This window comes from Paraburkholderia terricola (assembly GCF_003330825.1).
Classification (GTDB): domain Bacteria; phylum Pseudomonadota; class Gammaproteobacteria; order Burkholderiales; family Burkholderiaceae; genus Paraburkholderia; species Paraburkholderia terricola.
Genome location: NZ_CP024942.1, coordinates 1,657,949 through 1,676,560, shown reverse-complemented (window position 1 = coordinate 1,676,560; position 18,612 = coordinate 1,657,949). Strand labels below are relative to the sequence as shown.

At 64.8% G+C, this 18,612-nt stretch carries 17 protein-coding genes; 12 read left to right on the top strand and 5 right to left on the bottom strand.

Translation table 11 applies throughout. The features are described from left to right. Positions 1-69: 69 nt before the first annotated feature. The 12 genes from CUJ90_RS26100 (at position 70) to CUJ90_RS26045 (ending at position 13,373) form a co-directional block, all read left to right on the top strand. On the top strand, positions 70-1,467 hold the full coding sequence (locus CUJ90_RS26100; RefSeq protein WP_114164179.1) for an ATP-binding protein: 1,398 nt from the start codon (positions 70-72) through the stop codon (positions 1,465-1,467). A 37-nt stretch (positions 1,468-1,504) separates the two neighbouring features. Next, on the top strand, positions 1,505-2,338 hold the full coding sequence (gene cpaB / locus CUJ90_RS26095; RefSeq protein WP_073428878.1) for a Flp pilus assembly protein CpaB: 834 nt from the start codon (positions 1,505-1,507) through the stop codon (positions 2,336-2,338). Positions 2,339-2,440: 102 nt separating this feature from the next. After that, entirely contained in the window at positions 2,441-4,453 is a 2,013-nt protein-coding gene (locus tag CUJ90_RS26090; protein WP_083081434.1) for a type II and III secretion system protein family protein, read from the top strand. Positions 4,454-4,474: 21 nt separating this feature from the next. Beyond that, positions 4,475-4,777 (top strand): hypothetical protein, encoded by a 303-nt coding sequence (locus CUJ90_RS26085; RefSeq protein WP_083081436.1) that lies wholly within the window; start codon positions 4,475-4,477, stop codon positions 4,775-4,777. 24 nt (positions 4,778-4,801) lie between these two features. After that, on the top strand, positions 4,802-6,055 hold the full coding sequence (locus CUJ90_RS26080) for a pilus assembly protein TadG-related protein (protein WP_083081437.1): 1,254 nt from the start codon (positions 4,802-4,804) through the stop codon (positions 6,053-6,055). 38 nt (positions 6,056-6,093) lie between these two features. Next, positions 6,094-6,603 carry a TadE/TadG family type IV pilus assembly protein gene (locus CUJ90_RS26075; RefSeq protein ID WP_083081439.1) on the top strand — a complete coding sequence of 170 codons (510 nt, stop codon included), beginning with the start codon at positions 6,094-6,096 and terminating at the stop codon, positions 6,601-6,603. Next, a complete protein-coding gene (locus tag CUJ90_RS26070) occupies positions 6,600-7,064 on the top strand; it encodes a TadE/TadG family type IV pilus assembly protein (RefSeq protein ID WP_073428883.1) in 465 nt (154 codons plus the stop codon). Before CUJ90_RS26075 ends, CUJ90_RS26070 begins: the two co-directional genes overlap by 4 nt. A gap of 26 nt (positions 7,065-7,090) precedes the next feature. Beyond that, positions 7,091-8,299 carry a CpaE/TadZ family protein gene (locus CUJ90_RS26065; protein ID WP_083081441.1) on the top strand — a complete coding sequence of 403 codons (1,209 nt, stop codon included), beginning with the start codon at positions 7,091-7,093 and terminating at the stop codon, positions 8,297-8,299. 21 nt (positions 8,300-8,320) lie between these two features. Next, entirely contained in the window at positions 8,321-9,688 is a 1,368-nt protein-coding gene (locus CUJ90_RS26060) for a TadA family conjugal transfer-associated ATPase (protein WP_073428885.1), read from the top strand. A 51-nt stretch (positions 9,689-9,739) separates the two neighbouring features. Beyond that, entirely contained in the window at positions 9,740-10,717 is a 978-nt protein-coding gene (locus CUJ90_RS26055; protein ID WP_073428886.1) for a type II secretion system F family protein, read from the top strand. A gap of 49 nt (positions 10,718-10,766) precedes the next feature. Continuing rightward, positions 10,767-11,732 (top strand): type II secretion system F family protein, encoded by a 966-nt coding sequence (locus tag CUJ90_RS26050; RefSeq protein ID WP_083081443.1) that lies wholly within the window; start codon positions 10,767-10,769, stop codon positions 11,730-11,732. A gap of 174 nt (positions 11,733-11,906) precedes the next feature. Next, positions 11,907-13,373: a sigma-54 dependent transcriptional regulator gene (locus tag CUJ90_RS26045; protein WP_422879707.1), complete on the top strand. Its 1,467-nt coding sequence runs from the start codon at positions 11,907-11,909 to the stop codon at positions 13,371-13,373. A gap of 56 nt (positions 13,374-13,429) precedes the next feature. On the opposite strand, the gene CUJ90_RS26040 is transcribed toward CUJ90_RS26045, so the two are convergent. From CUJ90_RS26040 to CUJ90_RS26020, 5 genes are all read right to left on the bottom strand, one after another. Beyond that, complete coding sequence (locus tag CUJ90_RS26040) at positions 13,430-14,023, bottom strand: PqiC family protein (RefSeq protein WP_114164177.1); 594 nt, start codon at positions 14,021-14,023, stop codon at positions 13,430-13,432. Continuing rightward, a complete protein-coding gene (locus CUJ90_RS26035) occupies positions 14,023-15,636 on the bottom strand; it encodes a PqiB family protein (RefSeq protein ID WP_114164176.1) in 1,614 nt (537 codons plus the stop codon). The genes CUJ90_RS26040 and CUJ90_RS26035 overlap by 1 nt, the downstream gene beginning before the upstream one ends. Beyond that, positions 15,629-16,894 carry a paraquat-inducible protein A gene (locus tag CUJ90_RS26030; RefSeq protein ID WP_083082969.1) on the bottom strand — a complete coding sequence of 422 codons (1,266 nt, stop codon included), beginning with the start codon at positions 16,892-16,894 and terminating at the stop codon, positions 15,629-15,631. The genes CUJ90_RS26035 and CUJ90_RS26030 overlap by 8 nt, the downstream gene beginning before the upstream one ends. A 147-nt stretch (positions 16,895-17,041) precedes the next feature. Next, on the bottom strand, positions 17,042-17,704 hold the full coding sequence (locus CUJ90_RS26025) for a DUF3313 domain-containing protein (RefSeq protein ID WP_083081445.1): 663 nt from the start codon (positions 17,702-17,704) through the stop codon (positions 17,042-17,044). Between the two features lie 133 nt (positions 17,705-17,837). Beyond that, positions 17,838-18,485, bottom strand: coding sequence for a TetR/AcrR family transcriptional regulator (locus tag CUJ90_RS26020; protein WP_114164175.1), 648 nt, complete (start codon positions 18,483-18,485; stop codon positions 17,838-17,840). Positions 18,486-18,612 lie beyond the last annotated feature (127 nt).

Here is an 18,612-nt window from a genome sequence, read left to right as displayed (position 1 = left end):
TCGATACGAGGCAGCTAACAGCGGTACAGCCTGTAGCGCCAGTGGCAAACGGCGCTGGAGAAAAGAGCGATGAACCAGCACAACATCGAAAGCGCGACGCTTGCCCAGGTGACGCGCCTTCCCGAGCCGGCGCCCTCGCATGGGCGTCGCGCGGAGGAATCCGCCGTGTCGCTGCGCGCGCCGCGCACGCTGGCCGAAACGGGCTTGCCTCTGGAATTCGTGAGCCGCCTCGTGCTCAAGTCCGCGCTGCTGCACGGCAAGTCGAGCTTCGCCGAACTCGCCGAGCGGCACCGTTTGTCCATCGGCGTGCTCGATGAAGTGCTGGCCTTTCTCGTGCGCGAGCATCTGCTGGAGATCACGCACCGCGGCGCGACCGACATGGACGTGCAGGTTCGTCTCACGGACAGCGGCCGCACGCTCGCGCAGGACGACATGGCGCGCTGCCGCTATTGCGGCCCCGCACCCGTCGTGTTCGAAAGCTATGTGCAAAGCGTGCGCGAACATTCGGTGCGCTGGCTGCGCATCACGCAAGCCGAGGTGCGGGCCGCGTTCCACAACGTGGTCATCGATCCGGCGCTGCTCGACGCCGCCGCCGCCTCGCTCAATGCGGGACGGCCCTTGTTGCTGCACGGCCTCGCGGGCAGCGGCAAGACCTTTCTCGCGGAGCGGCTCGGCCTGCTGTTGCGCGGCAACGTGCCGATTCCTTACGCGCTCTTCGTAGGCGGCGAAATCATTCAGCTTTACGACCCGCTCGTGCACCGCGACGCGCCCGAGCAGGAGCCGGCGTCGACCGCCGACCGGCGCTGGCGCATGTGCCGCCGCCCGGTGGTGATCTCCGGCGGCGAACTGACGCTCGAGGGGCTCGACCTGCGCTACGACGCCGCGGCCGGTTTCTATCAGGCGCCGCCGCACATGAAGGCGAGCATGGGGCTCTATATCGTCGACGACCTCGGCCGCCAGCGCATCGCGCCGCATGAACTGCTCAATCGCTGGCTGATGCCGCTCGATCGTGGCGTCGATCAATTCACGCTGCAATCCGGCTCGCGCTTCATGGCGCCGTTCGACGTCTGGCCGGTGTTCTCCAGCAACCTCACGCCGAGCGAATTCGACGACGCCTTCCTGCGCCGGCTCGGCTCGAAGCTGTACGTCGGCCCGTTATCGGTCGACGACTACCGCGCGGTCTTCAACGCCCGCTGCGCGGCGCTGGAACTCACCGCGAGCCAGGCCGTATTCGATTACCTGTTGCACAACCTGCACTTCCCGAGCGGCAGACCGTTCCTCGCCTGCTATCCCGGCGACCTGCTCGATCTGTTTTCCGCCGCGGCGCACTACCGGGGCGCGGCGCGCGAAGTGACGGAAGAAGGACTGCGCGACGCCTGGCATAACTACTTCGGCATCGCGACCGACCACGACGCCTCTTACCCACCCGCGGCCGACCGGCCGGGCCGACAGTTGGCCGCCGGTTGACCGGCAAGTGTCCAACGACCTACGCAGGAGTATCACCATGAAAAACAGTCGCGCTTTAGTCATGCTGGCCATCGCCGTCCTGGCGGGTCTCGCTGCCGTGGTCTTCGCCTCGCGGTGGCTGATGCAAACCTCGTCGAGCGCCATCACGCCGATCGCGGTCGCCGCGGGTGACGTCAATCTCGGCGAGCCGCTCAACGCCGGCCTGATCCGCACCGTCAACTGGCCGACGGGCAGCGTGCCGCCCGGTGCGTTCACCGATCCGAAAGCGCTGGAGGGCCGCGTCGTGCGCACGAGTCTCGGCCGCGGCGAGCCGGTGATCGAATCGAAGCTCGCGCCGATCGGCACCAAGGGCGGCCTGTCGGCCGTGATCGGCGAAGGCAACCGCGCGATCACGGTGCGCGTGAACGACGTGGTCGGCGTGGCGGGCTTCGCGCTGCCGGGCAACTACGTCGACGTGATCGTGAATACGCAGGAACCGGGCAAGGCCGATCAGCAAAGCATTTCGAAGATCGTGCTGGAAAAGATCCTGGTGCTCGCGGTGGCGCAGCAGGTGAATCGCGACGATACCGCGCCGAAGGTCGTCAACGCCGTCACGCTCGAAGTCTCGCCCGTGCAGGCGGAAAAACTCGATCTGGCGCGCAGCGTCGGCACGCTCTCGCTCGTGCTGCGCAATCAGATCGACAAGGCCACGCTGCCGACCGTCGGCGCCACCAAATTCACCTTGCTCGGCACCTCCGCGGCCGTGCCCGCCTCGGCGCCGGCCGCCTTGCCGGTCCAGCCGGCGAAGGTGCGTTACGCCGCCCGGCCGGCCGTCAAGCGCGATTGCGTCGGCGTGCTCTCGGGTGTGCTGGGCAGTGTCGAATGTTTCTAAACCGGACGCGGCGGCATCCGCGAAGACGGAACGCCGCAGCTGACACCAAAGCAAAGATCAGAAATCTCGATTCACAAGATGTCGGGAATGGGGGATGAAGAAATGAAAACGAAACTGGGGTTCTCATCCGGCGGCGCAAAGCGTGGCCGCTCGCTGGGTGGCGTCGTAGTCGCCTCGGCACTGTGCGCCGGACTAATGGTTGCGCAAGGCAGCGTGGCGCAGGAAGCATTCGAGGGTCCGGCGCTCGCCAAAGCGCGGCCGAACACGCCCTTGCCGGGCGGCCGCGTGCCCGGGCAGATGATGCTCGCCGCGGCGCCGACGCCGGCCGGCGGATCGGCCGCGCCGCTGCGCGGCCCCGACTGCACCGGCGCGGTCCATGAGCAAACCAGCGTCGTCGTGCCGGTCGGCAAGTCGGCCCTGCTGCCGCTCGCCGAAGCGGTCCGCAACCGCACGCTCGGCAATCCGACGATCGTGCAGGCGACGCTGGTATCGCCCCGCACGCTGTACCTCGTCGGCATGGCGGTCGGCACGACCAACATGATCGTGCAGGGACGCAGCGGCAGTTGCCAGATCATCGACGTGATCGTCAACATCGACGCCAACGGCGTGCAGCAATCGCTCGGGCAGTTGTTGCCCGCGGAGCGCGGCATCCGCGTGTCGACCGCGGCGGGCAACCTGGTGCTCGGCGGCCACGTGTCGAGCTCGCCGGCTGCCCAGCAGGCGATGGAAATCGCCAAGGCCCACGCGAGCGCCCAGCCCACGCAGCAATCGCAGAGCGGCACCGGCACGATGGGCAACGGCAACAATGTGGCCCAGCAAAGCTCGAGCACCAGCAAACCCGCCGACGTCATCAACATGATGGTGGTGGATGCGCCGCAACAGGTGATGCTCGAAGTGAAGGTCGCCGAGGTGTCGAAGACGCTCATCAATCAGATGGGCGCCGCATTCAACATTCAGGGCGGCTTCGGCTCATGGAGCGGCGCGCTCGTGAGCAATCTGCTGGCCGGCGTAACCAGCTTCGCCGCGGGCAACAAGGCGAACAACCGGCCGTTCGGCTTCGCGGTCGACGCGCAGAAGACCGACGACCTCGTGAAGATTCTCGCCGAACCGAACCTAGTCGCGATCAGCGGACAGGAAGCCACCTTCCTCGCGGGCGGCAAGATCTTCATTCCGGTGCCGCAGAGCAGCAGCACGGGCGCGACGACCATCACGCTGCAGGAAGAGGAATTCGGCGTGGGCCTGAAGTTCACGCCGACGGTGCTCGCCAATGGCCGCATCAGCCTGAAGGTCGCGCCTGAAGTCTCCGAACTCTCGCCGACCGGCATCACGCTCAGCGCGACCAACGTGAGCGGCGTGTCGATCCTGCCGCTCATTACGACACGCCGCGCGTCCACGGTCGTGCAGATGAGCGACGGCGAGTCGTTCGCAATCGGCGGACTCATGAAGAGCAACGTCACCGGGGCGCTGAAGGCGGTGCCCGGCATCGGCGAAATTCCGGTGCTCGGTGCGCTGGCCCGCAGCACGTCGTTCCAGCAGGACCTGACCGAGCTGGTGTTCATCATCACGCCGCACCTCGTCAAGCCGCTGCAGACCGCGGACTACCCGCTGCCGACCGACAGCTTCTCGCCGGCCAACGCGGTCGATGTCTACGCCACCGGCAACATGGAAGGCCGTCATCCGAAGCTGAAAGCGCCGGCAGCGACCGCCGCGCCCAGCGCCGCGACGCCGGAGAACGCAGCGTCTGGGAACGTCACACCTGCCGCATCCGCCGCCGCGCCTGCCAACGCCACACCCGCCGCCGCGCCTGCTACCGCACCCGCTACCGCGCCGGCTTCCGTGAAGCCGCAAGCACCGCAGCCCACGCCCGCGCCGGCGCGTCAGGAACCGACGGAAACCGTGCTGCGGCAGCCCGACGCGCCACCGGTCACGTCGGCCGCGGTGCCGGCGACGACGGTCACCGTGGAACCGCTGGCGGAGACGCCGACGCCATCCGCCGACTCCGCGCAGGCCGCTCGCGCCGCCCGTATCGAAAGCGCGGCGGCACGGATCGCCGCGCGCACGGCGAAGCAGGAAGTCGCGAAAGCGGACGCTTCGAGCGCCGCGCTCCAACATTGATGTGACGCCAAGGGGAATCTCATGAAACACCAACACTTTGCTTTCGCACGCTGGACCGCGCTCATCGTGCCGGTCTGCGCGGCGCTCGGCGGTTGCATGACCAGCACGCCGATCTGGGATGCGCATATCGGCGAGGCGCTGAAAAGCGTCACCCAGGCGCAGATCATCGATCCGCACGCGGCGGAACACGCGCAAGCGGCACAGGGCGTGGACGGCAAGGCCGCGGCCTCGGCGATGAACACCTACGACAAGTCGTTTCAACAACCCGTGCCGACACCGAATGCATTCGTCATCGGCGTCGGCAGCGGGGGCGGCAGCCAGTAACGACACCATGCACCGGGGGGCGTCATGTATCGCGTAAAACAATCAGGGGGATACCGCGCGGCTCGCCGCGGCGAACGCGGCGCGGTATCGATCATCGTCGCGGTGTCGCTGGTGGCGTTGATCGGCTTCGTGGGTCTCGCACTCGATCTCGGCAAGCTGTACGTCGCCAAGAGCGAGTTGCAGAACAGCGCCGATGCCTGCGCGCTGGCGGCCGCGCGCGATCTCACCGGCGCCACCGTCAATCTGTCCGTGCCCGAGGCCGCCGGCATCACGGCCGGCCACCTCAACTACGCGCTGTTTCAAAGCGGCGCGGTGCAACTGACGACCGACAGCAGCGTGCTGTTCAGCGATTCGCTGAGCAACCCGTTCCTGCCGAAGAGCGCCGTCGCCAGCCCGGCGAGCATGAAGTACGCCAAATGCACGACGTCGAAGTCGAACATCGCGCACTGGTTCATCCAGGTGCTCGGCGCATTCACCGGCGCGACCATCGCCAACGCGACGGTTTCCGCTTCGGCGGTCGCGACCGTCGGCGCGGCGCAAACCACCTGCGCGATTCCGGTCTTCATCTGCAAGCCGGGAACGGAGGTCACGCCGCCCATCGTGGGCGCGAGCTATACGATCGGGCAGTGGATCGCGTCGAAAAGCGGCTCCTCGCCGGCAGACGGCCCCGGCAACTTTGGCTGGGCCGCCCTCGACGGCAGCAGCAATGCGGTCGCGATCAAGAACGAATTGACGGGGAATTTTTGCAGCCTGCCCGCGGTCGGCGCGAGCATCGGTTCGACCGGCAACAAGGTCGCCGACGCGGGTGCATGGAATACGCGCTTCGGGATCTACGGCACCTCGTTCAAGGGACCTCAGGACGGCGCGCCGGATTTCACGGGATATGCGTACACGGCGAGCACCTTCAGCCCACCGTTCAACGCCTATAGCGACTTCGTCAGCAAGCGCAACACGTTTCAGAGCTATCAGGGCGACACGCTCTCCGGCGTCAACACCAAGGGCTCGTACAGCGCCGGCAACTATCCGCTCGGCGCCGACCGGCGTCTCGCGCTCGCCCCCGAACTGGATTGCGGCACGCTGGCAAGCGCCCACAGCGCCCCGGTCGTGACGTGGGATTGCGTGCTGATGCTCGATCCGATGGGCTCCACCGGCACCGCCGGGCCTGTCCATCTCGAGTACCGCGGTTCGTCGTCGATGGCGGGAAGCCCGTGCGCGACCCAGGGCGTGCCGGGCTCCGGCAGCTCGGTCGGACCGCAAGTTCCCGTGCTGTTGCAATAGGGGCCGTCATGAAAAAACACTCTTCCCGTTTGGCGCGCATGCGCGGCTCGGCCGCGGTGGAATTCGCCATCGTGCTGATTCCGCTCGTCACGCTCGTGGCCGGCGTGGCCGAATTCGGTCACGCGATCTACCAGTACGAAGCGCTCACCAAGGCGACGCGCGACGCGGCCCGCTATCTGTCCACCTACCTGCCGACCGATAGCGCCTACCCGCTCGCGCAGGCTCAGTGCCTCGCCGTCTACGGCAGCACGACGTGCCCCTCGTCGGGCAGCGGAACCGAACTCGTGTCGGGCCTGACGACTTCGATGGTGGTCGTATGCGACAGCGCGCACACGAGCGGCTGCACCGATCCGTCCGACCCGCCGCAGTTCGCCAACGTCCCGACCTACGACAACGACAACGGCGTCGGCCCCTCGAACGCCGCCGGCAGCATCAACCTGGTCGAAGTGAAGATCGCCGGGTATCCGTACTCGCCGCTCCTCACCTACTTCAACCTGGTGGGCCTGACGTTCGGCAACATCGTTACCGTGATGAGGCAAGTGTCATGAACCCGCTACCGTTATCCGTATCGAGGCGGCTGCGCAAGCAGCGCGGCGCCGCCGTCGTGGAGTTCGCACTGGTTGCCGGCATTCTCTGCACGGTGCTGATCGGCATCTGCGAATTCAGCCGCGTGCTGTTTTACTGGAACACCGCGAGCGAGGCGGTGCGTCTCGGCGCGCGCACCGCCGTGGTGTGCGATGCCAACGCGGCGGTGATCAAGAGCAAGATGACCAGCCTATTGCCCCTGCTCGCCTCGTCCAACGTGAACGTCGCGTACACGCCGACCGGCTGCGACGCGGACCCCGCCACGGCGCGCAACACATGCCGGCTCGTTACCGTCAGCGTCACCAACGTCAGCGTGCAAACCATGATTCCGTTCGTGCCGCTCACGCTCACGATGCCGCCGCTCACCACCACGCTGCCGCGCGAAAGCCTCGCGACGTCGACCGGCGGCACCGTCTGTCAATAACTTCCTATAACCAGGCCACCACGATCATGATCAACATTCTCATCACTTCGGAAGACGCCACGCGGCTCGCGCAAATCGTGCGTCTGATCGGCGAGTGCGGCAACTATCGCACCACGCGCGTGGCAGGCAGGCCGTCGTTGCTGATCGAGCGCGGCGACAGCCTGGACGCGTTCGACGTGCTGATCGTCGACGCCGCGTCGCTCGATGCCGCGGAACTGCCGGTCGTCGCGAGGCTCTGCAGCGGGCGCACCCACGTCACCAGCATTCTGCTGATTCCCGACGCGTCGCCGCAGACGCTGATCGAAGCCATGCGCGCGGGCTTTCGCGACGTGCTCGGCTGGCCGCTCAATCGCGCCTCGCTCGGCGACGCGCTCTCGCGCATCGAGAGTCAGCGGGCGCTCAATGGCGCGCACGAGACGCAGATCGTTTCGTTCCTGTCCTGCAAGGGCGGCGCGGGAACCAGCTTCATTGCCAGCAACGTCGCGCATGCGATCTCCGAGACGCAAAAAAAGCGCGTGCTGCTGATCGACCTCAATCAGCTTTTCGGCGACGCCGCGTTTCTCGTGACCGAGGAAAAAGCGCCCTCCACGCTGCCGCAAATGTGCGCTCAGGTCGAGCGCATGGACGCGGCTTTCTTCGACGCCTGCCTCGTGCACGTGAGCGACACGTTCCACATCCTCGCCGGCGCGGGCGATCCGATCAAGGCGTCGGAGATCAAGGAAGAAAGGCTCGAATGGATCCTGGGCGTGGCCGTTCCGCGCTACGACATGGTGATCTTCGACCTGGGCCAGTCCGTCAACGCGCTGTCCATCCTCGCGCTCGATCGCAGCGACCAGATTCATCTCGTGCTGCAGGCAAGCATGCCGCACGTGCGAGCCGGCCGGCGTCTGCAGGAAATCCTCGCGTCGCTCGCCTATCCGGCCGACCGCACGCGGCTGCTGCTGAACCGCTACACGCGCCACGGCGAACGCGCGCGCGCCGCGCTCGAAGAAGTGCTCGGCATGCGGCCGTACCAGGTGATCCCGGAGGATACCGACACGGTATTGGAATCGGTGAATCACGGCGTGCCGATCACCAAGGTGAGCCGCACTAGCAGCGTGTCGCGCAGCCTGCTCGCGCTCGCCGGCAACATCGTCAGCCTCTCGGCGGGACCCGAAGGCAGCCGCGTCAAAAGCGAGCCGCTGCTGAGCCGCTTCTTCGGCCGCCAGCCGGCGCCGAAACTCAAGGCTATGTGATACACAACAGGGAGACACACCATGTCGCTGCGTGAACAGATTTCCGCTCAACGCGTGCAGCCGTTCGCCGAGCGCGAAAGCAGCCACCATTCGTCGAATCAGATGGCGCGGGGCGCTTACCAGAAGCTCAAACGCGAAATACATCAGTGCGTGCTCGAGCGCGTCGAACTCGAACGTCTCGCTCGCCTGCCGACCGATCAGGTCCGCCAGGAAATCGGCACGCTCATCACGCGCATTCTCGAAGAAGAGAAAGCGCCGGCCAACGATTTTGAACGCCGCCAACTGGTGATCGACGTGTACGACGAGATGTTCGGCTTCGGTCCGCTGGAAAGCCTGCTGCGCGATCCGACCGTGTCGGACATTCTGGTCAACACGTACCAGCACACTTACGTCGAACGCAAGGGTCGGCTCGAACTGACCGACGTGACGTTCTACGACGACACGCATCTGATGAAGGTGATCGAGAAGATCGTGTCGCGCGTCGGGCGCCGCATCGACGAATCGAGCCCGATGGTCGACGCGCGTCTGCCGGACGGCTCGCGCGTGAACGCGATCATTCCGCCCTCGGCGGTGGATGGACCGCTGCTCTCGATCCGGCGCTTCGCGGTCAATCCGTTGCAGGTCTCCGACATGATCGAGTTGCAAAGCCTGACGCCGCCGATGGCCGAGGTGCTCGATGCGCTGGCGCGCGCGAAGGTCAACGTGCTGGTGTCGGGCGGCACCGGCAGCGGCAAGACCACGCTGCTCAACGTGCTGTCGGGCTTCATTCCCGACGACGAACGCATCGTCACGATCGAGGACGCCGCCGAACTGCAGATGCGCCAGCAGCACGTGCTGCGGCTCGAAACACGCCCGCCGAACATCGAGGGGCGCGGCGAGATCACGCAGCGCACGCTGGTGCGCAACGCGCTGCGGATGCGGCCCGACCGCATCATTCTCGGCGAAGTGCGCGGGCCGGAAGCACTCGACATGCTCAACGCGATGAACACGGGTCACGAAGGATCGCTCGCCACGATCCACGCGAATACGCCGCGCGATGCGCTCACACGCCTCGAAAACATGATCAACCTGGGCGGCCTGTCGCTGCCGACCAAAACCATGCGCCAGCAGATTTCGTCGGCCATCTCGGTGGTGGTACAGGCGGCCCGCCTGACCGACGGACGCCGCAAGATCGTCAGCATTCAGGAGATCACCGGCATGGAAGGCGACATCGTCAACATGCAGGAAATCTTCACGTTCAAGCGGACCGGCATCGACGAAAACGGTTCGGTGCGCGGGTACTTTTGCGCGACCGGCGTGCGGCCCAAATTCGCCGAGCGCCTGCAGGCGTTCGGCATCAACCTGCCCGATCAGACCTACGATCCGGGACGGCACTTCGAAACCCGTTGATCCGGCGAGGCCGATCCGCTCATTGACTCGTCGCGGTCTCAGGAGACCTGCATGAACCCGATCTTCTACGCATTCGCCATCTTGCTGTTCCTCGCTGTCGTGCTCGCGCTCGAGGGCGGCTACCAGTGGTGGAACAATCGTCACGGCCCTTCCGCGCGCCGGATCGAATCGCGAATCCGCGCGTTGTCCGCCGGCGGCCAGGTGCATAAGGATCGCCTCACGATCCTGAAGAACCGCATGCTGAGCGAGTCCCAAACGCTCGACAAGCTGCTGATGCGGCTGCCGCGCATCCAGACGCTCGACTTGTGGATCCAGCAGTCGGGGCTCAAGTGGTCGATCGCGCGGCTGTTCGGCGCGAGCCTCGTGCTGCCGGCCGCCGTGCTCGGGGCGGCCACGTTCGCACCGGTGCCGACGCTGTTCGCCGCGCTCGGCGCGCTCACCACCTCGGCGATTCCGTTCCTGTACGTGAGCCGGCGGCGCAGCAAGCGGCTGCGTCAACTCGAACGCCAGTTGCCCGACGTCGCCGACATGATCAGCCGCGCGCTGCGCGCGGGGCACGCGTTCTCGGGCGCGATCGGCATGGTGAGCACCGAGTTCGCCGAGCCGATGGGCGGCGAATTCCGCATCACGTTCGACGAGATCAACTACGGCGTCTCGCTGAACGAAGCCCTGTTGAATCTGGCGACGCGCGTGCCGGTTCGCGATCTGCGCTACTTCGTGATCGCCGTGCTGATTCAGCGGGAAACGGGCGGCAATCTCGCCGAGGTGCTGGACGGCATCGCGACGCTGATCCGCGAGCGCCTCAAGCTGTTCGACAAGATCCGCGTGCTGTCGGCCGAGGGCAAGTTGTCGGCGTGGATCCTCGGCCTGCTGCCGTTCGTCACCGCCGGCTTCATGATGGTCCTGAACCCCAGCTTTCTCGACGTGCTGTGGCAGGACCCGGCCGGCATCAAGATGCTGCAGACGCTGGCCTTCTCCATGCTGTTCGGCGTGATGTGGATGCGGCGCATCGTCAAGATTCGCGTCTGACGCGCCCGCCTCGCAGGCGTGTCGCGTAACAAGATACCAGGGAGTTGTCATGCAAACGCTCGACTCGATGCATATGCTGTTGCTGGCCGGTCTTTTCGCCGTGGTGTTCGGCGCGGCATTCGCCGCGATGCTGCTGCTCTCGCCACGCGATATGCGCCGGCGCATCGAGCAGGCGGGCGGCGCGAACCTGCCGATGTCCGAACCCGGCAGTACGTCGACCGGGTCCGCCTGGCTCGAAAAGCTCGCGGAGATTTCGCAGCCGATCTCGAAGCTGTCGATCCCGGCCGAAGGCTGGGAAAACTCGGCGCTGCGCGTGCAAATGATGAACGCGGGCTGGCGCACGCAGGGAGCCGCCGCGCTTTATTTCGCCGCCAAGACCATCCTTGCGCTCGTGCTGCCGCTGATCGCGCTCGTGTTGCTGTCCAATACGTCGTTCTTCGCGCAACAGTACATGTTCATGGGCACGCTCGCGCTGCTCGCCGCGTTCGGCTACTACCTGCCGAACGTGGTGCTGACGCGGCGCATCGCGTGGCGCAAGCGGACCATCTTCGAGGACTTCCCCGACGCGCTCGATCTGCTGACCGTGTGCGTCGAAGCGGGTCTCAGCCTCGACGCGGGCTTGATGAAAGTGGCGGGAGAAATCGAATTGCGCAGCCCGGTGGTCGCGAGCGAACTGCAACTCATGCTGCTCGAAATGCGCTCCGGGTTTACCAAGGAAAAGGCGCTACGCAATCTCTCGCTGCGCACGGGCGTCGAGGATGTCGATTCGTTTTGCGCGATGCTGGTGCAGGCCGAACGGTTCGGCACCAGTATCGGCTCGTCGTTGCGCGTGCTGTCGGACACGCTGCGCACGCGCCGTCGCATGCGCGCCGAGGAACAGGCCGCGAAGATCGCGCTGAAATTGCTGTTTCCGCTGATCTTCTGCATCTTTCCCGCGCTGCTCACGGTTCTGCTCGGGCCCGCGTTCATCCACATCTACCGGGTGTTGCTGCCCACGTTGAGCGGCGGCGGTTAGGAGGTGCTCGAACCGGCGGGTGTGCATCGGGTGTTCGTGCATCGCATGTCGCCGGGGAAAGTACCGATACGTCCAGGGGCGAATCCGGACGTTATTGCCGAGGGGGCGTTTCACGCTCCTCGCGGCAACAGGTGTGCGGGCGCGCACCGACGCAAGAATGAAGGGGGACGTACCGTGCGAAAGTCATCCGAGCGCGCTGCAACGGTCGTCTGCGCGACGGCCGGTCCGGCCGGGCCGGCTCCCGCGCGCCTGCCCGACACTCGGCGCCGTCTGATCTGCGTTGCTCGCACACCGGACGACGCGCTTCTCGCGGACCTGCGCGCGGCCGGCTGGGACGTGGTCGTGGCGAAAACCCCCGCCAGCGCCGAGGCCGCGACGAGGAAGACCGGCGTCGCCGCGGGGCTCATCGATTTCGACGGCTTCACGCTGCGCGACTTTTCCGTGCTCAAGGCCTGCCTGAGCCAAACGGCGATCGGCTGGGTGGCGGTCACGGCCGATGGCCAGGCGGCCAGCAAGCCGGTGCGCGAGCTGATCCGCAATTACTGTTTCGACTACGTCACGCTGCCGTTGCCGCGCGAATCGATCGCACGCGTGCTCGGGCACGCTCGGGGCATGGCGGCATTGGATTATCTCGACACCGCCGCCGGAACCCCGCTCGCGGACGACGACGAGATGGTGGGCAATTGCGAGGCCATGCGGCAGCTATTCAGCACCATCCGCAAGGTCGCCAACACGAACGCCAGCGTGTTCATTTCCGGCCAGTCCGGCACCGGCAAGGAACTCACCGCGCTCGCGATCCACCGTCGCTCGCCGCGCCGCAAGGCGCCGTTCGTGGCGATCAATTGCGGTGCGATTGCCCACAATCTTCTCCAGTCAGAGTTGTTCGGTTATGAACGCGGCGCGTTTACGGGAGCGGACCGGCGCAAGATAGGCCGCATCGAATCGGCCAACGGCGGCACGCTGTTTCTCGACGAAATCGGCGACATGCCGCTCGAAGCGCAAGCGAGCCTGCTGCGCTTCCTGCAGGAAGGCAAGATCGAGCGGCTCGGCGGCAATGAGCCGATTGCGGTCGACATCCGCATCATTTCGGCGACTCACGTCGACCTCGAAGCGGCGATAGAAGACGGACGCTTTCGCGCCGACCTGTTCCATCGCCTGTGCGTGCTGCGCGTGGACGAACCGCCGCTGAACCAGCGCGGCGCGGATATCGAAGTGCTCGCGCACCACGTTCTGCAGAAGTACAAGACCGACAGCACGCACAAGATTCATGGCTTCACGCCGTCGGCGATCGAGGCCATGCGCCACTACCACTGGCCCGGCAATGTGCGCGAGTTGATCAATCGCGTGCGCCATGCGCTCGTGATGGCCGAAGGCCGGCTGCTGACGCCGCACGACCTCGATCTCGAATCGCCTGCCGACAGGAGAACCGCGACGCTCGACCATATCCGCGAAACGGCCGAGCGCGGCGCGATCGAAACCGCCTTGCGGCGCTACAACAACCGGCTGGGCGAAGCCGCGACGGCGCTCGGCATCTCGCGCGTCACGCTGTATCGGCTGATGACCGCGTATGGCATGCGCGATGCGGCGGGCGCGGCGGTGGACCATGCGGACGACGAGTCCGATGGGAAGATGTCCGCGTGAATGGTTGGTGGTTGGTCGCTGGTTGGTTGCTGGTGCGCAAGCCGTGGGTCAGAAACTCATGGCGGCGTGAGCGATTGCGCCGCCACCGCGACATCTCTCGCCACCGACGCGAGCGCTCGGCTGTGCGCCTCGATCAGCGCGTCGTAGCCTGGCGCGCTTGCCGACTCGCGCACGACCGAGCGCCCGTTCACTCTCCGCCCTCCCCTCGGCGCGCGCACGGACCAGATCACGGCCAGCGTTACCGTGCCGTCCGCCGAGGAATCGAAGCTCTGCACGTCGATCGACACGCGGTAGGCGTCATCGTCCACGCGCTGCGGATAGGTGGAGATCATCGCGCCCGGCATGAGCCGCGTGAGATCCGCGGCCAGCACGCGCGGAATCTGACTCTTCAATGGCTCGGCCCAGCGGGCGAACTCGTTAATCGACACGCGGTTCGCATCCAGCCTCGAAACGATTTGCGGCCGATCGACCAGTTCGGGCACTGTAACCGGGTCGATAGCAATCTGAATCGCGATCGCATTGGCGCCTTGCGGCGGCGCGACAGCCTGAACCGGACTCAAGGTATAGAACCTCGACGCCGGCGAACTCGCGCATCCCGCCAGAAGCATCGGCACGAACACGCCCAGCAGTAGCGTTGCATATCGACGCATTACTTGTCCTCGACCTTGCCGCGCAGCAGCGCTTCCGGGTGGCGTTGCAAGTACTCCGCCAGCGAGCGGAACGAGGCCGCGGTGCGCGACAACTCGCGCATTGTCTCGGCGCTGCTCTGCTGCAACGGCGAGTCGCTTTGCAACGCGCGATTCGCCGACGTGAGCGCTTCGCGCGCCGCGCTCAGCGTCGCCTTGGCGTCGGGCGCGAGATCGGTGCTGATCGTATTCATCAGCGTGTCCGCGTCAGTGAGCGTTTTGCGCAGATCGCGGCTGATGCCCTCGAATGGAATCCTGTTCAACGTCGCCACGAGCGTGGTGATCGAGTCTTGCAAACTCTGCAAGTTGCCCGGCACGGTCGGCAATTTGGGCGTCTTTTTGTTCCAGTCCATGCTCGCCTTCGGTGACGCGGGGAAGAAATCGATCGCGACATAGAGTTGGCCCGTCAGCAGGCTCGCTGTTCTCAGTTGCGCACGCATTCCTTTTGTCACCAGGTAGTCCGCAAACGCGTTGCGCTCCGACGGTATTCGCCCGACGGCGCGTCCTGCGTCATCGCGAGAAATCAAACGCTCGGGGAAAATGCTGACTTCGACGGGGATATCGAACGCCTTTGTCGCCGGATCAAAATGCGAGCTGATCGCCGACACCTCGCCGATGACGATGCCGCGGAAATCAACCGGCGCGCCGAGGGCCAAGCCGCGCACGGATTCCTTGAAGTTCAGCACGTATTTATCGACGATTGCGTCGTGCCGTTTCATCGCCTCGGCACGGTCGGCGAAAAGTTTGTACTCGTGCCGCGCTTCTGCTTCGATTCGGGGCGTCGCGTCAGGCGGAGTCTCGAATGCGAGGCCGCCAATCAGAAGCGACACCATCGATTCGGTGTTGATCTTCACGCCGCTCGCATCCAACGTCATATCCACGCCGCTGGCGTGCCAGAAGCGGCTGTCGCTGGTGACGTACTTGTCGTAGGGCGCATTGATGAAAACGTGCAGCGTCATGCCGACGCCGTCCGCGTCGAGCGCGTATGAAACGATCTGCCCGACCTGAAGGCGCCGGAAAAAAACCGGCGAGCCGATATCGAGTGAACCGAGGTTCTCGCTCTTCAGCACGAACTCCCGCCCCGGCGTGCCCGATGCGAGAGCCGGTGGCGACTCCAGTCCGACGAAATCGCCACGCGCTGTTTTCGAAGTGCCGATATCCATGCCGATGTGAGAGCCGGTCAATATCGTTCCGATACCCGATACCGTACCGCCGGCAATGCGCGGCCGGACAACCCAGAACCGCGTATCGTCGACGAGCATGCTGGAAGCGTTGCGCGACATCTCCGCGCTGGCCAGCACGGTCTTGTGGTCGTCGGAAAGCTCGACGCTTTTGATGATGCCCACGTCGACGTTCTTGAACTTGATCCTGGTCTTGCCGGCCTCGATGCCCTCACCGGTCGAAAAGCGGATCGTGACGGTCGGGCCCGTTTGCATCACGGAACGCACCACCAGCCAACCGGCAACGAGTACGGCGATCAGCGGCACCAGCCAGATCAACTGAATGCGCCACTTCGATGGTTCGATCGCGACGGCTTCGGGAATAGCGGTTCCGTTCTGCGCTGACGATCTATTCACCTTCCGGCTCCACGGCGTCCCATATCAGCCGGGGATCGAATGACAGCGCGGCGAACATGGTGAGCACCACGACCGCGCCGAATGCGATGGCGCCAGGACCCGCATCGACCGAGGCAACGGTGCCGAACTGCACGAACGCAACCAGAATGGTAATGACGTAAATATCGAGCATCGACCAGCGGCCGACCCTCTCCACGACGCGGTAAATACGCGTTCGCGTGTGTGGAATCAGCGGAGAGCGCAACTGGGTGCTCCACGCGAGGTAGACCAACGACAGAATCTTGAGCATGGGCACCACGATGCTTGCGACAAAAACGATAGCGGCAAGCGGCCATGATCCCGAGGTCCAGAGATAAACAACGCCGCTCAGGATTGTGTCGGATTGCGCGCCGAACAGCGTACTGGTGACCATGACCGGCAACAGAACGGCCGGGATGTAAAGGATCATCGCGGCAAACAGAAATGCCCAGGTGCGCAAAAGACTATTGGGCTTGCGCAAATGCAGCGCCGCGCTGCAACGCGGGCAGGTTCCGACGTGACCGTGAACGAGCGGCTTCGACAGCAAGCCGCAATCGTGGCACACGAACAGACCCGCACGCGCGGCGGTCACTTGTGTGGCGTGGGAAGCGAGCGCAGGCGGCATGCCGCGGCCCTGCACCGCATCGAGGCGCGCCCATATATCGCGCGGATTGAATGTCACGGCCGCTGCCGCGAGCAGCACCATGACCGCGCCGAATGCCCAGATCGCGACGCCGGGCACTACCGAGGCAATGTGCTGCAGTTTGACGAGCGCGACCAGCATGCCGAGCATGAGCACTTCGATCATTCCCCACGGCGCAACATGGCGGAGCACACGAAGCACGATCTCGGAACGTTGAGGCAGGCCGCCGATATGCAACGGTATGAGCACATAGATCACGGACGCGATGTTCAACGCCGGCATCAGAAGCGTTGTGACGAACACGAGTCCGGCAATCGGCCACATGCCGTCCAGGTACAGCGAATAAGCCGCCCCGAAAAGCGTGGTTTCGACCAGCACGCCATTGACCCACAGGCCGACGATCGGAAAGCAGTTCGCCACCACGAACAGCACGGCGGCAGCCAGGGTGAGGGCGAGCGCGCGATCATAGGTTGCCGGCAAGCAGCGGTAGAGCGTTGCATTGCATCGCTGGCATCGCGCGACACCGTTCTCGACGAGCGGCGTCTCCCACTGGAGAAAGTCGCATTCGTGACATGCAATCAATTTGGCTTTTTTCATTTTTTGCATTCGCTAGCGGCCGCACGCTCCGGGAAGCGCGCGCCTTATACCCGGCCGGCGCGGCCACGTTCATGCAGCGCCGTGGAGACCGGTCAATGCCGCGCGAGCCGGCCGCCTCCACCGGTTATGTCGCGTGGCAAACCTGGTTCATTTGAATTGCGCGACGAGCGCGTCGGCCCCTTTATCGATGCCGGTTTTCGACGCGCTGAGCGATCCGAAACTCGCGCCCAGGTTGTACGGATTGGGGTATTGCTTCGTTACGTAGGCATTGAGCAGGCGGTTGGTCGAGGCGTCGTAGATTTCGACCGCATAGCTGACGGAGCCCGTGAAAGCGCCCTCTTTGCCACGGGCCGTTTGAACGACGTTGTAAATGCCGCCCGCAATGTCGAAGCGCGAAAAGGTGCTGATCACCGGCGTCGTGGTGGCCGCGCCCGTCAGCGTCAGCTTCAGGCGCAGCGTGCTCAGGCCCGGCTCGTTCGCCAGTTCGAAACGCGTGCGCAGCTTTTCGGCAAACGTTGTTTGCATGTAACCGGCGAGGGCCGCTTTATCCTTGTCTTGCATGTCGCCGAACTGATTGTCGGCGCCACGGTAAACCACGACCGGATCGATGATCACCCGGCCGTACTTGCGCCAATCCACCTGAGTCGCAAAGCGATAAGGCACTCGCCCGGACTCATCCTGCTGATTCGGTTGCAACGAGGACGACGAGGCGATCCCCGAATACGCAACGGGCTTCACGCTCGAACAGCCGATCAAGGCGGTGCAAATGGCGGCAATCAGCAGATGCCGCGGCTTCATTGACTTATACATTCAGATCTCCAGTTTCGATTCCCTGTGGGGTACGGCAAATTACTTCGTTAAAACCAGCTATACGGTTTGTTTTGTATCTGAAGCTTGGGATTTGCCCGTGGCTGATGCCCGGCGACGCCTGAGTCAGAAGTTTTTAACGCTCAACAATCAATTCGCGTTCGTTTGGCGAAGTGCTGGAACGGCGCGATACAGGTACGGCGCGTGGCCCGCCTTTGACGTGAGCAATAGCCGACCACTGGCGTTCATCCAGCAGGCGATCGAACAACCGCGCACGCTCCTTTACCGAAAACGGACAAAGCCCCAGCAGAGCCGTCAATGCGAGGCCATTGGCCGCGGCCCAGCGCAGCAGCGCCAGGTCGGGATCGGCTGCCTCGCTCCTGATACGTTTGACCTTCGCCGCATTGCCCTTGCGAACGGGAGACAAAAGCGTCGGATCTTCCACGAGCGCGGCAAGTACGGCCAGGGCGACGGAGTGCGGCTGGGTAACCGTTTCACGCAATGTCGCGATCTGTGCCAATAGATCGGCTTCGCGCGCGGCGGAGCCGAGCGCAGCCAGATAGTCCCGGGAGAATTGCTCGAAGTACTCGGTCTGGTGGTCGAGCAACGCTCTCAGCACCTCGCTCTTGGTGCGGAACTGATGCATCAATCCACCCTTGCTCATGCCGCTTTCGCGCGCGGTAGCATCAAACGTCAGACGTCCCGGACCGTCGCGAGCGACGATGGTGAGCGCCGCCTGAATGGCCGCGTGGCGAGAACGTTCTGAGCGGGTGGGGTTGTCCATTGTTCCTCTGGAAGCGCGATTGCAGGTTCACGCAGCCGCGCCAAAACATGCGCGAGCATCCGAGGACGCAGACTAACATCGGCGATTCCCCGTGTAAACCGTCCAGATGGTTTGTTTTATTGCTGAG

Bases quoted from the DNA above. Each gene is read 5' to 3' on its own strand.
- CUJ90_RS26100 (WP_114164179.1), top strand. From the start codon at position 70: ATGAACCAGCACAACATCGAAAGCGCGACGCTTGCCCAGGTGACGCGC.
- cpaB (WP_073428878.1), top strand. From the start codon at position 1,505: ATGAAAAACAGTCGCGCTTTAGTCATGCTGGCCATCGCCGTCCTGGCG.
- CUJ90_RS26090 (WP_083081434.1), top strand. From the start codon at position 2,441: ATGAAAACGAAACTGGGGTTCTCATCCGGCGGCGCAAAGCGTGGCCGC.
- CUJ90_RS26085 (WP_083081436.1), top strand. From the start codon at position 4,475: ATGAAACACCAACACTTTGCTTTCGCACGCTGGACCGCGCTCATCGTG.
- CUJ90_RS26080 (WP_083081437.1), top strand. From the start codon at position 4,802: ATGTATCGCGTAAAACAATCAGGGGGATACCGCGCGGCTCGCCGCGGC.
- CUJ90_RS26075 (WP_083081439.1), top strand. From the start codon at position 6,094: ATGCGCGGCTCGGCCGCGGTGGAATTCGCCATCGTGCTGATTCCGCTC.
- CUJ90_RS26070 (WP_073428883.1), top strand. From the start codon at position 6,600: ATGAACCCGCTACCGTTATCCGTATCGAGGCGGCTGCGCAAGCAGCGC.
- CUJ90_RS26065 (WP_083081441.1), top strand. From the start codon at position 7,091: ATGATCAACATTCTCATCACTTCGGAAGACGCCACGCGGCTCGCGCAA.
- CUJ90_RS26060 (WP_073428885.1), top strand. From the start codon at position 8,321: ATGTCGCTGCGTGAACAGATTTCCGCTCAACGCGTGCAGCCGTTCGCC.
- CUJ90_RS26055 (WP_073428886.1), top strand. From the start codon at position 9,740: ATGAACCCGATCTTCTACGCATTCGCCATCTTGCTGTTCCTCGCTGTC.
- CUJ90_RS26050 (WP_083081443.1), top strand. From the start codon at position 10,767: ATGCAAACGCTCGACTCGATGCATATGCTGTTGCTGGCCGGTCTTTTC.
- CUJ90_RS26040 (WP_114164177.1), bottom strand. From the start codon at position 14,023: ATGCGTCGATATGCAACGCTACTGCTGGGCGTGTTCGTGCCGATGCTT.
- CUJ90_RS26030 (WP_083082969.1), bottom strand. From the start codon at position 16,894: ATGAAAAAAGCCAAATTGATTGCATGTCACGAATGCGACTTTCTCCAG.
- CUJ90_RS26025 (WP_083081445.1), bottom strand. From the start codon at position 17,704: ATGTATAAGTCAATGAAGCCGCGGCATCTGCTGATTGCCGCCATTTGC.
- CUJ90_RS26020 (WP_114164175.1), bottom strand. From the start codon at position 18,485: ATGGACAACCCCACCCGCTCAGAACGTTCTCGCCACGCGGCCATTCAG.